The following is a 16,087-nucleotide window of genomic DNA, read 5'->3' as shown; positions in this document are numbered from 1 at the left end:
CACACCGCTGCGAGCACGTCCCGGTACATCGCCACCCGGGGCGGCGCGCCGGAACCCGCCGCCCCGACACTTCACTTTGGGTCGAGTACGAAGACCGGGATCTGACGGTCCGTCTTGATCTGGTACTCCGCGTAGGACGGAAAGGCTATTACGGCCCGCTCCCACCACTGCGCGCGCTCGGTGCCGGATGCCTCACGGGCGACGTAGGTCTTCGTCACGGTCCCGTCCTGAAGCTGGATCTCCGGGTGCGCCTTGATGTTGTGGTACCAGACGGGGTTCTCGGGTGCGCCGCCCTTCGAGGCGACGACCGCATAACTGCCGTCGTGCTCCACACGCATCACCGGCGTGTGGCGGAGCTTGCCGGACCTCGCCCCGCGCAGCGTCAGCAGCACGACGGGCGAGCCAAGCACCTCAATGCCCTCCGTCGTCCCGGTCTGCCGGATCCTCTCGATCTGTTCACCGACCCAGTTCGGCACGCTGAACTCTGCTTTCTCGTCGCTCATGTCGGCCCAGAACCCGTCGGGCTCCCGATATATTCCGCAGCCTTTCGCGCCGGAGGCGAACGACTCAAGTGGCGGCGCCAGCACGGCCACAGGGGTCTCGGTGTGCGAGTCGATGAATCACGCCGTTCCTTGGCTTCGGCAGGGCCCTGGCGCCGTGCGACTTCCGTCGCACGCCCGCACACCACTCATTGGGGAGACCTGCGCCTGTGCTGTCATCATGGCTGGCCGAACCCCTCTGGGGCCAATTCGCGGCCCTGCTGCCCGAACGGCCGGAGGACCACCCGGACCATCCGCTGGGCTGCCATCGCCGGCGCATCGGCGATCGGATCGTCTTCAACAAGATGCTGCAGCTCCTGCGTTTCGGCTGCTCCTACCAGGTGATCGCAGACACGACCTGCTCGGCCACCACGATCCGCAACCGTCGCGACGAGTGGATCGCCATGGGCGTCTTCACGCGGCTCAAGCAGATCGCGCTGGAGTCCTACGACCGGATCGTCGGGCTGGAGCTCGACCGGCAAGGGCAGTGTTCTCCGCCATGAGGTGCACGTAGCGGCCGCGGCCCGGTGGCCGCCGCCGCTGTCGGCTCGGCGGCCCGTCGACGACCTGCCCGGCCGTCCGCCCCGCGGCCGGGGACGACATGGCTCGGCTGCGCTCGTCCAGGGTGGTCGGTCCGGGCAGGCGTGAACGTTTGCGCAGGCTCAGGGGGACGTGGTCCAGCGTGGCGCGGTCTCGGCCCACTTGGCGTCCCACTGGGCGAGATTGCGCCGACGCAGGACCACGGCGACGCCGCGGTAGGCGGCGGCACCGGCGAGGGCCACGGTCAGGAAGCCGATGAGCGCCCAGCCCATGGTCCGGCTGCGGATCTGCTCGGCGGGCATGGGCGGCTCGGCGATCGCTCCGTCCGCGTCGACCCACACGTCGACGGAGCTGCCCGCGCTGAGCCCGGGCAGGACGTCGGTCTCGGCGGTGCGGATCCGTCCGTCCGGGCCGGTGTAGCGGACCGTGGCCGGATAGCGGTTCTCTCTCGCCTCCGCCGATCCCGGCTCCGGATGGTCCGGGGCGTCGTGGGTGAGGACGGCGGTGGTGAGGCGCAGGGTCTGCCTCTGGTGCTCGGCGGCCGCGCGGTAGTGCCGGTGGGCGGCGTCACCGATGGCGAACATGGCACCGAGCCCCAGGATCGGTACGAGCAGCAACATCGCCAGGGCGATCCGGCCCTGGAGGCGGTCGGTGCGCCGGTACAGCGGATTGTGCCGCCAGCGCCACAGCGACAGGGGGTGCACGAGCCCGTGGTGCGGGGGATCCGGGGGCTGTGCGGGTGGTGGCACGCCGGACACAGGTTCTCCTTTCCGGAGCAGGGGGTGGCGTACAGCAGACCCCGGCCGGTGAGGTGGCGGGGTCAGGGGGCAGCGAGGTCGGCGAGGTCAGCGGAAGAGCGGGCCAGGCCCGGGTGGGGACGTGCCCCTGGCCGACGGATGTCCGTGCGCGGCCCGCAACATCGTGGCGGCGCCGCGGACCGCCGCGGTATGCGGTGTGGGAACCGCCCGCAGGGGCGCGTGCGTGCCGCCGACGAGCCGGTGAGTGAGGTCGGGGCGCAGTGCGCCGCCACCGGCCAGGAGGGCACCCCGGCCCAGGGCCTCGGCGGTGAGGGACGTGCGGTCCTGCCGGAGCATGGAGGTGAACATGGTGCTGATGGCTTCGCTGATCTCCGCCGTGGCGTCGGCGTCCGCGAGGTCGGTGGTGCCCAGGGCGGTGCGGCGGGCGTCGAAGACCAGGCCGTCGACGAGGAGGACCACCTCGGTGAGATGGGCGCCGATGTCCACCACGAGCAGCGGCAGGGAGAGGTCGGCGCCCGCGGCCAGGGCGATGGCGCGCGCGGTGGGGACGGTCAGGACCGCGCGGGGGCGGAGCACTTCCACGGCGGCGCGGGCCCGTTCCCGGTAGTCGGGGCCGTCCAGCACCGGCGCGGTGACCACCACCAGCGGGCGGGTGAGGCGGGGCAGGCGGTGGCTGAGGAGCCGGTCGAGCATCCGGGCCGTTCCCGGAACGTCGACGATGGCGCCGCGCTGGACCGGATACACCGCCCCAGCACCGCGGAAGGTGATGGTGGGTACGTCGAGGACCATCCCGCGGCCGGCTATCCAGGCGCGGGTGCGGGCACTGCCCAGGTCCAGGGCGAGGCCGCAGCAGTGCCGGCACAACGGCCAGGGCCGGTGCCGGTGCCCGGTGGGGGAGCCGGACCGGAAGCGGCGGGGGACGGTCATCGTCCGGCCTCCCGCACCTGCTGGCACCGTGCGCAGTAGCGGGCCTGCGGAACGATCATCAGCCGGTCGCGCTCGACAGGGCGACGGCACAGATGGCACGTGCCGTAGCGGCCCTCGGCGATGCGTCGCAGCGCCGCCTCCACGTCGGCGAGGACCATGCGCGCGGAGGCGGCGACTTTGACGTGCACTTCGGCCTGTGCCGCGGAGCGGCGCCGGAGCAGGTCCTCGGCGCGGGGCGCCGCGGCGATCTGCCGCAGCTGTTCCTGGCGGAACAGGCGCTGTTCGTGGAGGTTCTCCCGCAGCGCGGCGAGGTCCTCGGGCGACAGGTGCGCGGCACGGTCGCCGATGGTCTGGTGGTTCACCACTTCACCCCTTTGAGCAGGGCGGAGACGAAAACAGGAGGCGGACGGGGCGGGTCAGGCGGTGGCGCGGCCCTGGCAGGCGACGCAGTACCGGGTGTAGGGGAGGATCTCCAGGCGTTCGGCGGGGATGGGCTTGGCGCAGCCCTGGCAGATGCCGTAGGTGTCGTCCTCCACGCGGGCGAACGCCTCGTCGATCTCGGTGAGGACTCGCTGGATCGCCTCCGTCTGCGCGGACACCAGATGGGCGTCCGTGCTCTGGGCGCTCTCGTCGAGGGCACGCAGCTGAGCCAGGCGGCTGTTGCGGGCGTGTTCGAGGCGCTGACGGGTTTCATGAGAGGTCAGCCGCCGGGAGCGGGGGCCGGTCTGGGCGGTGTCGAGCGGCACGATGAGGTCCTTTCGTGAAAGCGCGCCAGGCGCGGCAGCAGCCGCCCGGTTCCGCCGGCCGCGGTCTCCAGGACCCCGCGCACTGGCCGTACCGGACGGCTCGAGCACCTTCGACTCTGCTCGACCCGGCGTCGGAAGCCCATCGGGCGCGGACCCCATTTGCCCGGGGCAGCGGTGACCACGGGGCGATGGCGGGAAAGGGCGCGTGGGTACCCGATGACCTCGGATATGGGTGACGGGCCCCATCGACCGCGCGCGGTGCGGGAGGCAGGCTGTGTCAGGCTCGGTCGTGATCAGTTGTGGCGGCTCCGCCGGGGTCCGATGGGCGACAGTAGAGCTGATCACACGCGGAACGCAGAAGGAGGAACTTCCCCGGTGTCGCTGTTCTGGCGGATCTTCGGGCTCAACGCCCTGGTGCTGGGCACCGCTACGGCGCTGCTGCTGTGGGCGCCGGTGACCGTCTCCGTGCCGGTGCTGCTGACCGAGGCGATCATCCTGGTCGGCGGTCTCGCCGTCATGCTGGTCGCCAACGGCACCCTGCTGCGCTGGGGCCTGGCCCCGCTGGACCGGCTGACCAGGCTGATGACCACCGTCGACCTGCTGCGCCCGGGCCAGCGGCTGCCCGTGCCCGGCGCCGGCGCCGGTAGCGAGGTGTCCGAGCTGATCCGCACCTTCAACGCAATGCTCGACCGGCTGGAGCACGAACGCGCCACGTCCAGCACCCGGGCGCTGCTGGCCCAGGAGGCGGAACGCCGCCGCATCGCCCAGGAACTCCACGACGAGGTCGGGCAGAGCATGACCGCGATCCTGCTGGTGCTGGGGCGCACCGCGGACGACGCCCCCGAACCACTGCGCGAGGACCTCCAGCAGGCCCAGGAGATCACCCGGGAGAGCCTGGACGAGGTCCGCCGCCTGGTGCGCCGCCTGCGGCCCGGAGTCCTGGAGGACCTGGGCCTGGTCAGCGCACTGACCTCGCTCACGCAGGACTTCGCCACCCACACCGGGCTGCGCGTCGTGCGCCGCCTCGATCCCGATCCGCCCACCCTCGACCGGGAGAGCGAGCTCGTGCTGTACCGGGTGGCTCAGGAGAGCCTGACCAACGCGGCCCGCCATGCGGACGCGCGGCAGGTCGAGGTGAGCCTGCACCGGGTGGGCGAGGCGGTGGTGCTGGAGATCGCCGACGACGGCCGCGGCATCGAGGCCGCCTGCGAAGGCGCCGGGATCCGCGGCATGCGCGAACGGGCCCTGCTCGCCGGGGCCACCCTCGACATCATCTCGACGCCTGGCACCGGTACCCGGATCCGCCTCATGACACCCGCTCTCAGGAAGCAGCTCTGACCATGCCCGATCCGACCCCGCCCGGACCCACCACGGCCTCGGCACCGTCCGCCACGGCCGGGAAGCCGATCCGCATCCTGCTCGCCGACGACCACGCTCTCGTACGCCGCGGCGTACGCCTGATCCTCGACAGGGAACCCGACCTGGAGGTCGTCGCCGAGGCCGGGGACGGTGCCGAGGCCATCGAGGCGGCCCGGAGCCAGGAGATCGACCTGGCCGTGCTGGACATCGCCATGCCGCGCCTGACCGGTCTTCAGGCCACCCGGGAGCTGGTGGCGCTCAAGCCGGGTCTGCGCATTCTGATGCTGACCATGCACGACAACGAGCAGTACCTGTTCCAGGCACTCAAGGCCGGGGCCTGTGGCTATGTGCTGAAGTCGGTTGCCGACCGCGACCTGGTGGCCGCCTGCCGGGCCGCGATGCGCAACGAGCCGTTCCTCTACCCCGGCGCGGTCACCGCCCTCATCCGCAACTACCTGGAGCGCGTCCGCCACGGCGAGGAAGACCCCGACCAGTTCCTCACCCCTCGTGAAGAGGAGGTCCTCAAACTCGTCGCCGAAGGGCACTCCTCCAAGGAGATCGCCGAGATCCTGTTCATCAGCGTCAAGACCGTGCACCGCCACCGGGCCAACCTCCTGCACAAGCTCGGTCTGCACGACCGGCTGGAGCTGACCCGCTACGCCATCCGCGCAGGTCTCATCGAACCCTGACGCCCGCCCCGCACCGACGTCCGGGCTCTGGTCGTCCACTCCCCGGCCGGAGCCCCGGGCCGGCACCCCACGCCGAGCACACGGCAGGAGTCGAGCACCCCGCAGGAAGGGGACGGTGCATGCGCCCAGCACCCCGCAGCACCCCGAGCGCAGTTCACCCGCTCGCGGGGACGCTCATCGCGCTCCTCGCCGTCCTGCTGGCGTTGGTTCCCGCCGATGCCGCGCGCGCGGCTTCCGTTCCGGTGCCCGCGGCTTCCGTTCCGGTGCTCGATCCGGCCCCGGCGGCCACGGGCGCCGAGCGCCCCGACACCGGTCCCCACGCGGACGACCCGTGGGCCGTCGGCTGCGCGGCCCAGGCCAGGGTCCGCCACGACCACCTCGGTGAGCGCCCGTGCCCACCGGATCACCACGCCACCGACCTCCCTGACGCGGATGCCGGCCCGGCTGTCGGTACCCGTGCTTCAGCGCCTTCCGCGTGCGCACCCGCCTCTCCCGGCCGGTCGGCCCACGACCGCGGCCGGGCCCCTCCGGCACCCGCAGGTACCTGACGCGACCATCACCCTTTTCTCCGTCGCGGCCGCGCGGGCCGCTGCCGCGGCGTGCCTGCCGGAGGCTCGTGTTGAAACGCCGGAACAACCGCCAGAACAACCGCCGGACCAACCGCACCAAGTCCTTGCGCGTGCGTGCGCTACTCGCCCTCGCCGTGATCGCCGGATCGCTGGCCATCGCCCTCACCACGCCCGTCCGCCTCGGCCTCGACCTGCGCGGCGGCACCCAGATCATGCTGGAAACCCGCTCCACCCCCACCACCGACGCCGACGCCGCGGCCACCGACCGCACCGTGGAAGTGCTGCGCGGCCGCATCGACGCGCTCGGCGTCGCCGAACCGACCCTCGTCCGCTCCGGCGACCACCGCATCCTCGTCGAGCTGCCCGGCGTGTCTGACCCGAAGAAAGCCGCCGACGTGCTGGGCCGCACCGCGCAGCTCACCGTCCACGCGGTCCTCGGCCCGGCCCGCACCGCCGACGGCGCCACCGCCCCGGCGACCGATCCGGCCAAGGAGCGCGTTCTGCCGGACGAGTCCGGACAGCCCCTGCGCCTGCGGGCCGCCGATCTGACCGGACGGGACCTCGAAGGCGCCGACGCCCGCTTCGACCAGCAGGGCGGTGCCGGATGGCACGTCGCGGTCGACTTCTCCAAGACCGGCCAGGACCAATGGCGGCAGATCACCGCACGGGCCGCCTGTCACCCGGCCGGTGATCCGCAGCGCCGGGTCGCCATCGTCCTCGACAACAAGATCATCTCCTCGCCGCAGGTCGACCCCTCCGTACCGTGCGGGACCGGCATCCCGGGCGGCACCACCCAGATCACCGGCTCCTTCGACGACACCGAAGCCCGCGAACTGGCCCTGCTCATCTCCGGCGGAGCCCTGCCCGTACCGGTCGAGACCGTGGAACAGCGCACCATCGGCGCCACGCTCGGCGATGCGGCCATCGAGGCCGCGGCCTGGGCCGCCGGCATCGGCACCGCGCTGACCGCGCTGTTCATCATCGCCGTCTACCGGCTCATGGGCCTGCTCGCGACCGTGGCCCTGGCCTGCTACGCCCTCGTCTCCTACGCCGCCCTGGCCGCGCTCGGCGCCACACTGACCCTGCCGGGCCTCGCCGGGTTCGTCCTGGCGATCGGCATGGCCGTGGACGCCAACGTCCTGGTCTTCGAACGGACCCGCGAAGAGTACGCGGCCCGCAGCCGCCCCACCCCCCGATCGGCACTGACGGCCGGGTTCCGCGGAGCCCTCAGCGCGATCGCCGACTCCAACATCACCACATTGATCGCCGCGGCTCTCCTGTTCGCCTTCGCCTCCGGCCCGGTGCGCGGCTTCGGCATCACCCTCGCCGTCGGCGTCCTCGCCTCGATGGTCAGCGTCCTGGTGATCAGCCGGATGCTCGCCGAGTACGCGGCCAACCGCCCCGCGGTCTTCCGCCGAACCCGCGTCACCGGCATCGCGAGCACCGGCTGGGTCCGCGACCGGCTGCTGCGCCGCGACCCGTTCCTGATGCGCCGTCCGCGCCGCTGGCTGGCCGCCTCCGCCGCACTCGCCGTCATGGCCGCGTTGGGCATCCTCGTCCGCGGCCTGGACTTCGGCATCGAGTTCACCGGCGGCCGGCTGATCGAGTACGCCACCAGCACCTCCGTCGACCCCGGCCGGGCCCGCACCGCCCTCACCGACGCCGGGTTCCCCCGCGCGGTGGTGCAGTCCTCCGGTGACACCGGGCTCACGGTGCGCGCCGAGAACCTGACCAACGCCGACGAGGCCACCGTCACCGAAACCATCAGCAACCTCGGCGGCGAGACGAAGAAGATCCGCGACGAGCTGATCGGCCCCAGCATGGGCGACGAACTGCGCCGCAACGCCCTCATCGCGCTCTCCCTCGCACTGGGCGCCCAACTGCTGTACCTCGCGGTGCGCTTCCGCTGGTTCTTCGGGGCCGCGGCCGTCGTCGCGCTCGCCCACGACGTGGTGATCGTCATCGGCGCCTTCGCCTGGCTCGGCAAGCCCATCGACGGGGTCTTCCTGGCCGCCCTGCTGACCGTCATCGGCTACTCGGTCAACGACTCCGTCGTCCTCTTCGACCGCGTCCGCGAACTGCTCGACCGCGACCGCACCACACCGCTTCCCCGCCTGACGAACCGGGCGATCCTGCAGACCCTGCCCCGTACCGTCAACACGGGCATGGGCGCGGCACTCATCCTCACCGCACTCGCCGTCCTCGCCGACGACACCCTCGCCGACTTCGCCCTCGCCCTGCTCATCGGCCTGGCGGCCGGCACCTACTCCTCCGTCTTCACCGCCGCCTCACTCACCATCGAACTGCACCCGCCCCGGAAGGCGTCAGGGCAGCGGCCGTCGCGGTTCACCCGGCGGCACTCCTCCTCGGGGCAGAACGTGGTGTCGACTTCCGAGGAAGCCCCTCGATAGGGTCACCGTCGTTTCCGAGCTCACGTCCTTCCCCACGACGCTTCCCCACGACGCCCGCCGCACCGACCACGTGCCACACCTTCGCGTCCTACCCCCCACCCGTCGGAAACCCGGTCCTGGTGACGTACCCGAACGACGGGACCGTCCCGGTGGACGGCGCGGTGTGCGTCACGACGAGCAGGGCGAGCAGACAGTTCTTCTACAACCCGACCACCGTGCACACAGTCACCTGGCGCGCCGACAACACGGGCTGACATGACCGCACCGCGGGCGCTTCCGGACCGGAGGCGCCCGCCTTTCCGTCGGCCCCGGCCGCCCGGCCACTGCTGTAGTCCCAGCCGCATGCGCCGGGGTGTCAGGGAGGACAGCGCGCCGAACCACAGTCGGTCCACCGACTCGTAGCGCACTGGACCCGAGTATCACCAGACCCCTACGACCTGCAACGACGCATTGCTGAACGGCACACCGACTCGGCACCGCATAGGGCATCGGCCTCGGCGGGCATCAGTGCGTCGGCGAATCCTTTGATCACCGGGCGGAGCAGATCCGGACTCGACGAGCGAGATTGTCCTCGGTCAGGGCGTGTAGAGGCACACTGTCAGGTGCGGTCATCGTGCTGATCTCCTTCAAGATCTTCGTCGTTCTCGAAGGATCAGCCGGCGGCCGTCTGTCTATCCGGGCCCTCACCCCGACGCCGAGGAAAACCCCCGGATCAGGCGGAACCCGGTACACCACTTCCAAAGACCGCAACCTTCTGAGGGAACTCTCGTCCCGCCGGCCGTGCCTCGATGCCAGTGGCGCCGAGTTCAACGGGCCCTGTCGGTGCCGCCTCCTTGTGAGAGACCGGAGAGGTCACCCTGCCGACGAGCCGGTCTGTATGGCTTCGCTGACGGCGCGTACAGCGCGAGTGACACTCGTCGCCGTGGCTGTGGAGGAAAGCTGCTCGGATTCGTGGATGAATGCGGTGGCACCGCGGCGGCTTCCGACGTAGCCGACGATGCCGTGCTCGATCTGTGTCCGCAGCGCCTGTTCATATCCGTGGCGCTCGTAGGTGCCGGAGTCGGCACCAGCGATGGGCAGCAGATGCGTCGTGAGCCGTTGGAGCCTCTGGCGCAGACCCGACTCGGCCGAGTACTCGAAAGCCCAGCCATTGACGAACACACGGTCGATCCATCCCTTCAGCAGCGCCGGCATGGACCACCAGTACACGGGAAAGACCAGGACGAGGTCGGTGGCGCGGTCGAGACGACGGTGTTCGCGGGCGACGTCGGGAGGATAGTTGCCGCCTTCGTGGTAAGCCTGGCGATCCACCGGGGTGAACCTGGGGTCGAACTGCTCGCGGTACAGGTCCGCCACCTCGACCGCCCGGGGATGGAGGGCCGAGACGAGTCGTTCTGCCACGTGGTGAGTCAGGGAGCCGGAGTCCGGATGTGCCGTGACCAGCAGGGTCAGTGAGTTGCTGTCATCAGTACTCATGTCAGTGTTTCCGTCCACGAGGTGGGGATCCGAGGATGCGAGGCGTCGCGTCGACCGTCATGGGCAACCGGTGCACACGGCGGCGTCGGCTGCGCCCGGAGGCGTAGTGCCTGGTGGTTCATCGTTCGTCCCAGGCGCCCGCCGCGGCCGCCCGGATGGCGTACTCCTCGAAGGTCCGAGGCGCCCGGCCCAATATGGAGGCCAGTCCGTCAGTCGTCCCGGCGATCAGCCCGCTCTCCATGAGTGCGAACATGGCGGCGACGTCCTCGGCGTCGTGCCGGCTCAGGCCCTGCCCGGTGAGGGACGAGATGTACTCGTCCCGGGTGATTCGACGATAGGTGAGAGGTCGTCCGGACGCCCGGGAGATCAGCTCAACGGCTTCGGCGAAGGTGAGGGAGTGAGGACCGCTCAACTCGTACACCTGCCCGGCGTGCCGGTGTCCTTCGGTCATCACCGTGACAGCGGCGGCGGCCAGGTCGTCGACGTCGACGAAGGGTTCGGGAACTTCGCCGGCCGGAAGTGCCAGTGCGCCTGCGACCAGCGGCGCGTGGAAGACGTCCTCGTCGAAGTTCTGAGCGAAGTTCGACGCCCGCAGGATGGTCCATCCCAGTGACGATCCGCGTACGGCCTCCTCAGCCGAGCGCATGTGCCGTCCGAAAGCGGAGTCGCCCCAGCTGTCCGCACCGCGTCCGGAGAGCAGTACCAGCCGCCGCACTCCGGCAGCTTCGGCCCGCCCCACGAACTCGTGCACCGGCCCCGGCACGGGCGGGGGTACTACGTAGGCCACGTCAACGTTCCGCAGGACAGTGTCCCAACTGTCGGGCTCGGACCAGTCGAACCGGACCCGGCTCGACCTGGAGGCGGCTCGTACCGGTGTGTCGCGCAGCCGTAGTCGAGCGGCGATTCTGCGACCCGTTTTTCCGGTCGCACCGAGAACGAGGTGAGTCTTTTGCGTCATGACAACTACTGAACACGTAGGAGCCAGACATTCACATGGGCAAGAAGCCGCAATACCTTTGCGATCGTCTACCTTGTAGGTGTGGACGTCATCAGTGATCTCTTCCGCGGGGTGCGGGCTCGCGGCTCCCTGTTCGGCAGTTCGACGCTGTCCCCACCCTGGTCACTGCACTTCGTGGACGGTGCGCCGCTGACCCTGTGCACTGTCCTCACCGGGGCAGGCTGGATCGTGCCGGAGGGGCATCCGCCTGAACGCCTCGGCGCCCACGACACGATCGTGGTGCGTGGTCCAACGACGTTCACCTTCGTCGACGAGCCCGGCAGTACGGCAGAGCCGATTGCCTGTGGGCAGCACTGCGCGACGCCCGAACAGGGTGGCACACGGCACCGTCTGGGCTGGCACGATCCCGGCGAGGGGAGCAGCGACGACAGTGGCGCGACCACTTTTGTGGTCGGTGCCTATCCGGTCCGCGGCGAGATCGGCCGACCGTTGATGGACGCGCTGCCCGTCGTGCTGCGCGTGGACGCCGGAGGCAGCGGTGACCCGGTGCTGGACCACCTCGCCTCGGAGATCGCCCGCGACGAACCGGGCCAGCAGGTCGTGCTCGACCGGCTCCTCGACTGGATGCTGGTTTGCACGCTGCGTGCCTGGCTGGACCGGCCAGGCGGCCACCCCCCGGCCTGGTGGACCGCCCAGAAGGACTCGGTGGTCGGCCAAGCGCTGCGTCTCTTGCACGCCGAGCCGGCGGCGCCATGGACGGTGGGTGAGCTGGCTCGGCGTACGGGGGTGTCCCGCTCGACACTGGCGAAACGGTTTGCCGATCTGCTCGGCGAGCCACCGCTGGCCTACCTGACCCGCTGGCGGATGACGCTGGCGGCGGATCTCCTGGTCGAACGAGAGCCTTCGACCGTCGCTCATGTCGCCCGCGCCGTCGGCTACACCGATCCGTTCGCGTTCAGCGTGGCGTTCAAGAGAGTCCGGGGAATCAACCCGAGCGACTTCCGCCGCACAGCCGAAGCCTGACCGTCAGCTCGGCGCACGGCCCGACTCAAGCACCGGTCGTCATACGGCCGGGTGCCCTCGGGGCGGAAGGTGACCGGCGCGGGCTCGGCTTGGCGACGTCGCCGGGAGCCTTCCATGCAGAGGTTCCCGGACCGGGTGTCGGCCCCGTACGTAGCGGACACCGCCACCGTCCGTGTTGGCGACCCGGCCGGCCACATTGCCGATACCTTCATCCGCGCAGGTCATGGGTGCAGTGGGTGGGCGTTGGCGATGCCCAGGTGTGGTCGGTGTCCGTTGTAAAAATGCTCGAACACCCGTAGGGCGTGGAGCAGGTGCCGACGGTTCCAGATCAAGGTGCGGTCCAGGAGTTCCCGTCGGCAGGTCTGCACCCACCGTTCCGTGATCGAGTTCATTCTCGGCATCTGAACGCCGCTGAGGACGGCCTTGATCCCCGCATCCGCGCTAGACGGCATCGAACAGGTCTGTGACCGGGATTCACGGTTTGCGGATCTTGGTTGGGGCAGTGCTGGTCGTGGGAGTGGCGGGGATTGCAGATTGCGGATCTTGAGCGTTTCATCTTGCGGATCTGCATCCCGGAGAAGCCAGAAGCTGTGTCAGATCCGGTGATCTGTGAGGTTCTGTGACGCTGGCCTGGTATGTGCGAGGTGGCTGTTGTTGCATACGGCGCGGCAGCTGAGAACGAAGGCATCGACGGTGTCGTCAACCGGTTGTGTGCGGGGCCAGGCGACAGCGATCTGGCTGGGGCTGACGCCCGTCACGGGTCGGTAGACGACGTCGGGGCGTTGGTAGAAGCGGGCGGTCGCTTCAGGTGTGAGACTGATGCCTTGGCCGTGGGCGATGGCATTGAGCCATTCGTCGGGGTGGTGCGCGACCGCGCCGATAAGCACCGGGTGGCCCCCGCGTTCGTCGGTGGCGAGCCAGTAGTTGCGCCATGTCCCCGATGTGGCGGGAGTCGCCACGAACGGTTCGTCGTACACATCCTCGAACCTGACGCGGTCCTCCGCCGCAAGGTGATGCCCTGCCGGCAGGGCGATCCAGCGTGGCTCGGTCAGCAGGACCTCGATGTTGAAGTCGCTTTGGGCAGGCAATGGCAGGCGTAGCAGTGCCACATCTGCTTCGCCGGTTGCCAGTCCGGCGGTGGGGTCAGTCCATTCGGCCTGCCGCATCTGGACCCGCCAGCCGGGGCGGCGCCGGGCGAAATCGGCCATGATCGGCTGGGTGTGTTCATTGGCTGCGCTGGCGACGAAGCCGACCCGGAGCGTGCGTGAGGCCCGGGCCGTGGCGACTCGCGTGATGCGCAGAGCACCGTCCCAAGCGGTCAGTACGGCGCCGGCGTGTGCGGCGAGTGCCTCCCCGGCTTCGGTGGGGGTCATCCCGGTGCGGGAACGGACGAACAGGGCCGTGCCGAGCTGGGCTTCCAGCCGCCGGATCTGCTTCGTCAGCGCGGGCTGTGAGACGTAGAGTCGTTCAGCGGCCCGTGTGAGGTTGCCTTCCTCGACCACTGCGGCGAAGTAGCGCAGCAGACGGGTGTCGATATCCATGCCGCCAGGTTATGGAAGCAGGTATTGGACGGCCACGGCGGACTGGCGTGATCGTTGATCACGCGACCGGACAGACCGGTACCGAACCATCAGGGAGTATCCAGGTGACGACGAGTGCAGCCGTGTCCGACCCCAAGGTCGAGGCCATCAACCACTTCTTCTCTGCCTACGCTGCCAATGACGTCACGGGGATGAGCACGATCCTGGCTCCGGGCATCGAGTGGAGCATCCCCGGCCACCATCCGCTTTCAGGCACCAAGCGCGGACTCGACGAGGTGGTCAGCTTCTTCGACCAGCTCGGTAAGGTGGGCTTCCAGGCCGAGCCCGTGTTTCTAGGCAGCAACGGTGACTACGTCGTCGACATCCACCGGGGCTGGACGACCCAGGGTATGGGGCAGGTCGACACGATGTGGGCGCTGGTGTGGCACTTCGACGCCGACGGCCAAGTCGACCGGGTGGACAACCTCAGCGGAGACCAGCACCAGATGGACGCCTACGTCTGGGCCAACTTCCCCCTGGCACCCCTGCCGGCCCGCCTCGCCCGGTAACCGGCGGAATCAGCATGAAGATCATCGTGATCGGTGCGACCGGCACCATCGGCCGCACGGTCGCCGACGCACTGGAGCCCGAGCATGAGGTCATACGGGCCTCACGCAACGGCAGCACACGCGTCGACCTGGAAATACCGGACTCTATCGACACCCTCTTCGATGCCGTCGGCGAGGTGGACGCGGTCATCTGCTGCGCGGCCAGCGGTCAGCTGACGCCGCTCACATCTCCTTCCGACGACGAGTTCACCCTCGGCCTGAAAGGCAAACTGCTGGGCCAGGTGATGCTGCTGCGCCGTGCTCTTGACCATGTGCGCGACGGCGGCTCCATCACACTCACTAGCGGCACCTTCGAGGAACCGACGCCGGGCAGTTCGTTCGGGGCTCTCGTCAATGCCGGCCTGGAGGCCTTCGTCCAGGCTGCGGCCATCGAGCTGCCCCGCGGGCTCAGAGTGAACGTCATCAGCCCAGGCTGGGTGAGGGAGACCCTTGAAAAGCTCGGTATGGACAGCGAGGGAGGCACACCGTTGAGCGATGTTGTCCACGCCTACCTCAAGGCAGTCACAGGATCGATGCGGGGGCAGACCTTGACCCCGTCACCCCGCCGACAGCCGGAGTGCCGACAATCAAAGATGACAGCGCTACCCGGAATTGCCCGTGATCCGGGCTGCGAGGGCTTCCAGGGCCTCAAGGATCTCGGGGTAGGACATGTAGCGGCTCCGCTGTTCCCAGTTTCTGACGATCACCATCTCTGGTGATTCCGCGCTCAGCTGTCGATCAGGTGGGGACATCGGCGGTCGGAAGACCGGCGCGAGCTGAAACTCGCTTCCGGTGACGCGGCTCCCGACGAGAGCGGATGCGGCTTCGCGAGTTCGATCGGTCGGCATCCTGCCTCTGCGCGAGTCGTGGAGCTGACGAAGCTCGCCCCATGTTGGGTCATCGATGACAGTTGGCGAACTGCGTGCGTCGGGCCTGGTAGTCGACCTTCTCCTGGCCGAGGATGTGGTGGGCAAGCCGTGTGAGGGTGGTCGGAAGGTCGTGATCTTTCAGGTCTCGGTGAGGGACCAGTGGTTTGACCCGCCGGGGCTCCTGGGTGGTCCAGGAAATGGGGATGCCGAGGAATGCTGCCGCTTCCAGGAAGTTCAGGTTGCTGATTGCTTGGACCAGGTGAACGGGGAGAACCCGCCGGAGGTAGCGGCTGCCTGCAAGGCGGGCACGGTGTCTCCGAGGTTGGCGGCAAGCAGCCAGGAGGCGGGCAGTCTCTGCGGGATGTACTCGGGAGCGAGTACGAGGTCTTTGAGGCTGTGGGTGGGGGCGAAGAGCTTCCGGGTGGAACTTGCCCTGTCGATCCGCAGCGTCGGAGCTCCTTGCCGGATCCAGTCTGAGGGGAGCTCGTGTCGGAAGACCTGATCGACCTGGTGTCGGAGGGAGGGAGAAGCCTCGTTCGCCAGGATGTGCCAGGTTCCCCCCAGCGCAGGTCGTTGCGGGTGGGCAGGTGCCGCAGCAGCCGTGGCATGGTGCTGCGAGGTTCGGCGGGATCTTGGGCGAGCAGGTGGTAGGCCGCGGACAAGAGAGCTGCGGTGGCGCGGGCGTCCCCGGGCGGTGTGTGCCATGGAGTCGCGGATGTGGTGTCGGCTGTTGTGGCCGCTGGGCGGCGACCGCGGCTGGTCTGCGGCCGGGGTGCGAGATGCGCTTCCAGAGTCGCCCGGATCTCGGTGGGGGCGAGGTCGGCCGCGGTGGGCCAGCCCGCCTGGATCAGAGAGGCGGCGACTTGCAGATCGGCGAACCGGTGGAACGCGAGCTCGGCTGGAACCTCCCCGCTCAGGAGGTCCAGAAGCAGAACTTGCAGGTCCGCCAGTGCCGGGGTGAGGGCGGTGAAAGTTGGTTCGGGGTCGTCGAACCAGTCGCTGACTCCGCAGGCCACGGCGTAGCGCCTGCGACGCTGAGCAGGACGCGCAGAGTCAGGTGCCCGCCCGGGGTGGTGGCGAATGCCTCGTGCGGGG

General features: G+C 69.6%; 16 protein-coding genes and 1 pseudogene. 8 read left to right on the top strand and 9 right to left on the bottom strand.

Annotation, left to right across the window (positions count from 1 at the left end):
• Nucleotides 1-71: 71 nt before the first annotated feature.
• Nucleotides 72-503: a nitroreductase family deazaflavin-dependent oxidoreductase gene (locus tag ASC60_RS25715; RefSeq protein ID WP_055555176.1), complete on the bottom strand. Its 432-nt coding sequence runs from the start codon at nt 501-503 to the stop codon at nt 72-74.
• Nucleotides 504-691: 188 nt separating this feature from the next.
• On the opposite strand from ASC60_RS25715, the pseudogene ASC60_RS25710 reads away from it, so the two are divergent.
• Nucleotides 692-1,015, top strand: a pseudogene (locus ASC60_RS25710) (transposase); the annotation flags it as partial.
• A 186-nt stretch (nt 1,016-1,201) separates the two neighbouring features.
• On the opposite strand, the gene ASC60_RS25705 reads toward ASC60_RS25710, so the two are convergent.
• The 4 genes from ASC60_RS25705 to ASC60_RS25690 all read right to left on the bottom strand — a co-directional run bounded on the left by ASC60_RS25705 (nt 1,202) and on the right by ASC60_RS25690 (nt 3,510).
• Entirely contained in the window at nt 1,202-1,828 is a 627-nt protein-coding gene (locus ASC60_RS25705; protein WP_107097174.1) for a hypothetical protein, read from the bottom strand.
• 96 nt (nt 1,829-1,924) lie between these two features.
• Nucleotides 1,925-2,764, bottom strand: coding sequence for a rod shape-determining protein (locus tag ASC60_RS25700; protein WP_055554928.1), 840 nt, complete (start codon nt 2,762-2,764; stop codon nt 1,925-1,927).
• Nucleotides 2,761-3,129, bottom strand: coding sequence for a TraR/DksA C4-type zinc finger protein (locus ASC60_RS25695; RefSeq protein ID WP_055554926.1), 369 nt, complete (start codon nt 3,127-3,129; stop codon nt 2,761-2,763). The genes ASC60_RS25700 and ASC60_RS25695 overlap by 4 nt, the downstream gene beginning before the upstream one ends.
• 51 nt (nt 3,130-3,180) lie before the next feature.
• Entirely contained in the window at nt 3,181-3,510 is a 330-nt protein-coding gene (locus ASC60_RS25690) for a TraR/DksA C4-type zinc finger protein (protein ID WP_055554924.1), read from the bottom strand.
• Between the two features lie 375 nt (nt 3,511-3,885).
• On the opposite strand from ASC60_RS25690, the gene ASC60_RS25685 reads away from it, so the two are divergent.
• The 4 genes from ASC60_RS25685 to ASC60_RS43790 all read left to right on the top strand — a co-directional run bounded on the left by ASC60_RS25685 (nt 3,886) and on the right by ASC60_RS43790 (nt 8,792).
• Entirely contained in the window at nt 3,886-4,848 is a 963-nt protein-coding gene (locus ASC60_RS25685; protein WP_055554922.1) for a HAMP domain-containing sensor histidine kinase, read from the top strand.
• 2 nt (nt 4,849-4,850) lie between these two features.
• Nucleotides 4,851-5,558, top strand: coding sequence for a response regulator transcription factor (locus ASC60_RS25680; protein WP_055554920.1), 708 nt, complete (start codon nt 4,851-4,853; stop codon nt 5,556-5,558).
• 619 nt (nt 5,559-6,177) lie between these two features.
• On the top strand, nt 6,178-8,538 hold the full coding sequence (gene secD / locus ASC60_RS25675; protein WP_234357127.1) for a protein translocase subunit SecD: 2,361 nt from the start codon (nt 6,178-6,180) through the stop codon (nt 8,536-8,538).
• Between the two features lie 119 nt (nt 8,539-8,657).
• Entirely contained in the window at nt 8,658-8,792 is a 135-nt protein-coding gene (locus ASC60_RS43790; protein WP_267892823.1) for a hypothetical protein, read from the top strand.
• A 598-nt stretch (nt 8,793-9,390) separates the two neighbouring features.
• On the opposite strand, the gene ASC60_RS25670 is transcribed toward ASC60_RS43790, so the two are convergent.
• Nucleotides 9,391-10,014: an NAD(P)H-dependent oxidoreductase gene (locus tag ASC60_RS25670; protein ID WP_055554918.1), complete on the bottom strand. Its 624-nt coding sequence runs from the start codon at nt 10,012-10,014 to the stop codon at nt 9,391-9,393.
• A gap of 118 nt (nt 10,015-10,132) precedes the next feature.
• Nucleotides 10,133-10,972: an NAD(P)H-binding protein gene (locus ASC60_RS25665; protein ID WP_055554916.1), complete on the bottom strand. Its 840-nt coding sequence runs from the start codon at nt 10,970-10,972 to the stop codon at nt 10,133-10,135.
• Between the two features lie 81 nt (nt 10,973-11,053).
• Between ASC60_RS25665 and ASC60_RS25660 the strand changes: the two genes are divergently transcribed.
• Complete coding sequence (locus ASC60_RS25660) at nt 11,054-11,995, top strand: AraC family transcriptional regulator (protein ID WP_055554914.1); 942 nt, start codon at nt 11,054-11,056, stop codon at nt 11,993-11,995.
• 221 nt (nt 11,996-12,216) lie between these two features.
• Here ASC60_RS25660 and ASC60_RS39710 read toward each other — a convergent pair whose 3' ends face one another.
• Entirely contained in the window at nt 12,217-12,387 is a 171-nt protein-coding gene (locus ASC60_RS39710) for an integrase core domain-containing protein (protein ID WP_234357126.1), read from the bottom strand.
• A 201-nt stretch (nt 12,388-12,588) separates the two neighbouring features.
• Nucleotides 12,589-13,536 (bottom strand): LysR family transcriptional regulator, encoded by a 948-nt coding sequence (locus tag ASC60_RS25655; protein ID WP_063787208.1) that lies wholly within the window; start codon nt 13,534-13,536, stop codon nt 12,589-12,591.
• Between the two features lie 104 nt (nt 13,537-13,640).
• Between ASC60_RS25655 and ASC60_RS25650 the strand changes: the two genes are divergently transcribed.
• Nucleotides 13,641-14,084 carry a nuclear transport factor 2 family protein gene (locus ASC60_RS25650; protein ID WP_159043311.1) on the top strand — a complete coding sequence of 148 codons (444 nt, stop codon included), beginning with the start codon at nt 13,641-13,643 and terminating at the stop codon, nt 14,082-14,084.
• Between the two features lie 14 nt (nt 14,085-14,098).
• Nucleotides 14,099-14,842, top strand: a complete 744-nt coding sequence (locus tag ASC60_RS25645; RefSeq protein ID WP_063787206.1) for a short chain dehydrogenase — start codon at nt 14,099-14,101, stop codon at nt 14,840-14,842.
• Nucleotides 14,843-16,087 lie beyond the last annotated feature (1,245 nt).

It is taken from the genome of Streptomyces sp. NBRC 110028 (assembly GCF_001417735.1).
Classification (GTDB): domain Bacteria; phylum Actinomycetota; class Actinomycetes; order Streptomycetales; family Streptomycetaceae; genus Streptomyces.
Note: the sequence above shows the minus strand (reverse complement) of the source record. Positions and strands in the feature narration are given on the sequence as shown.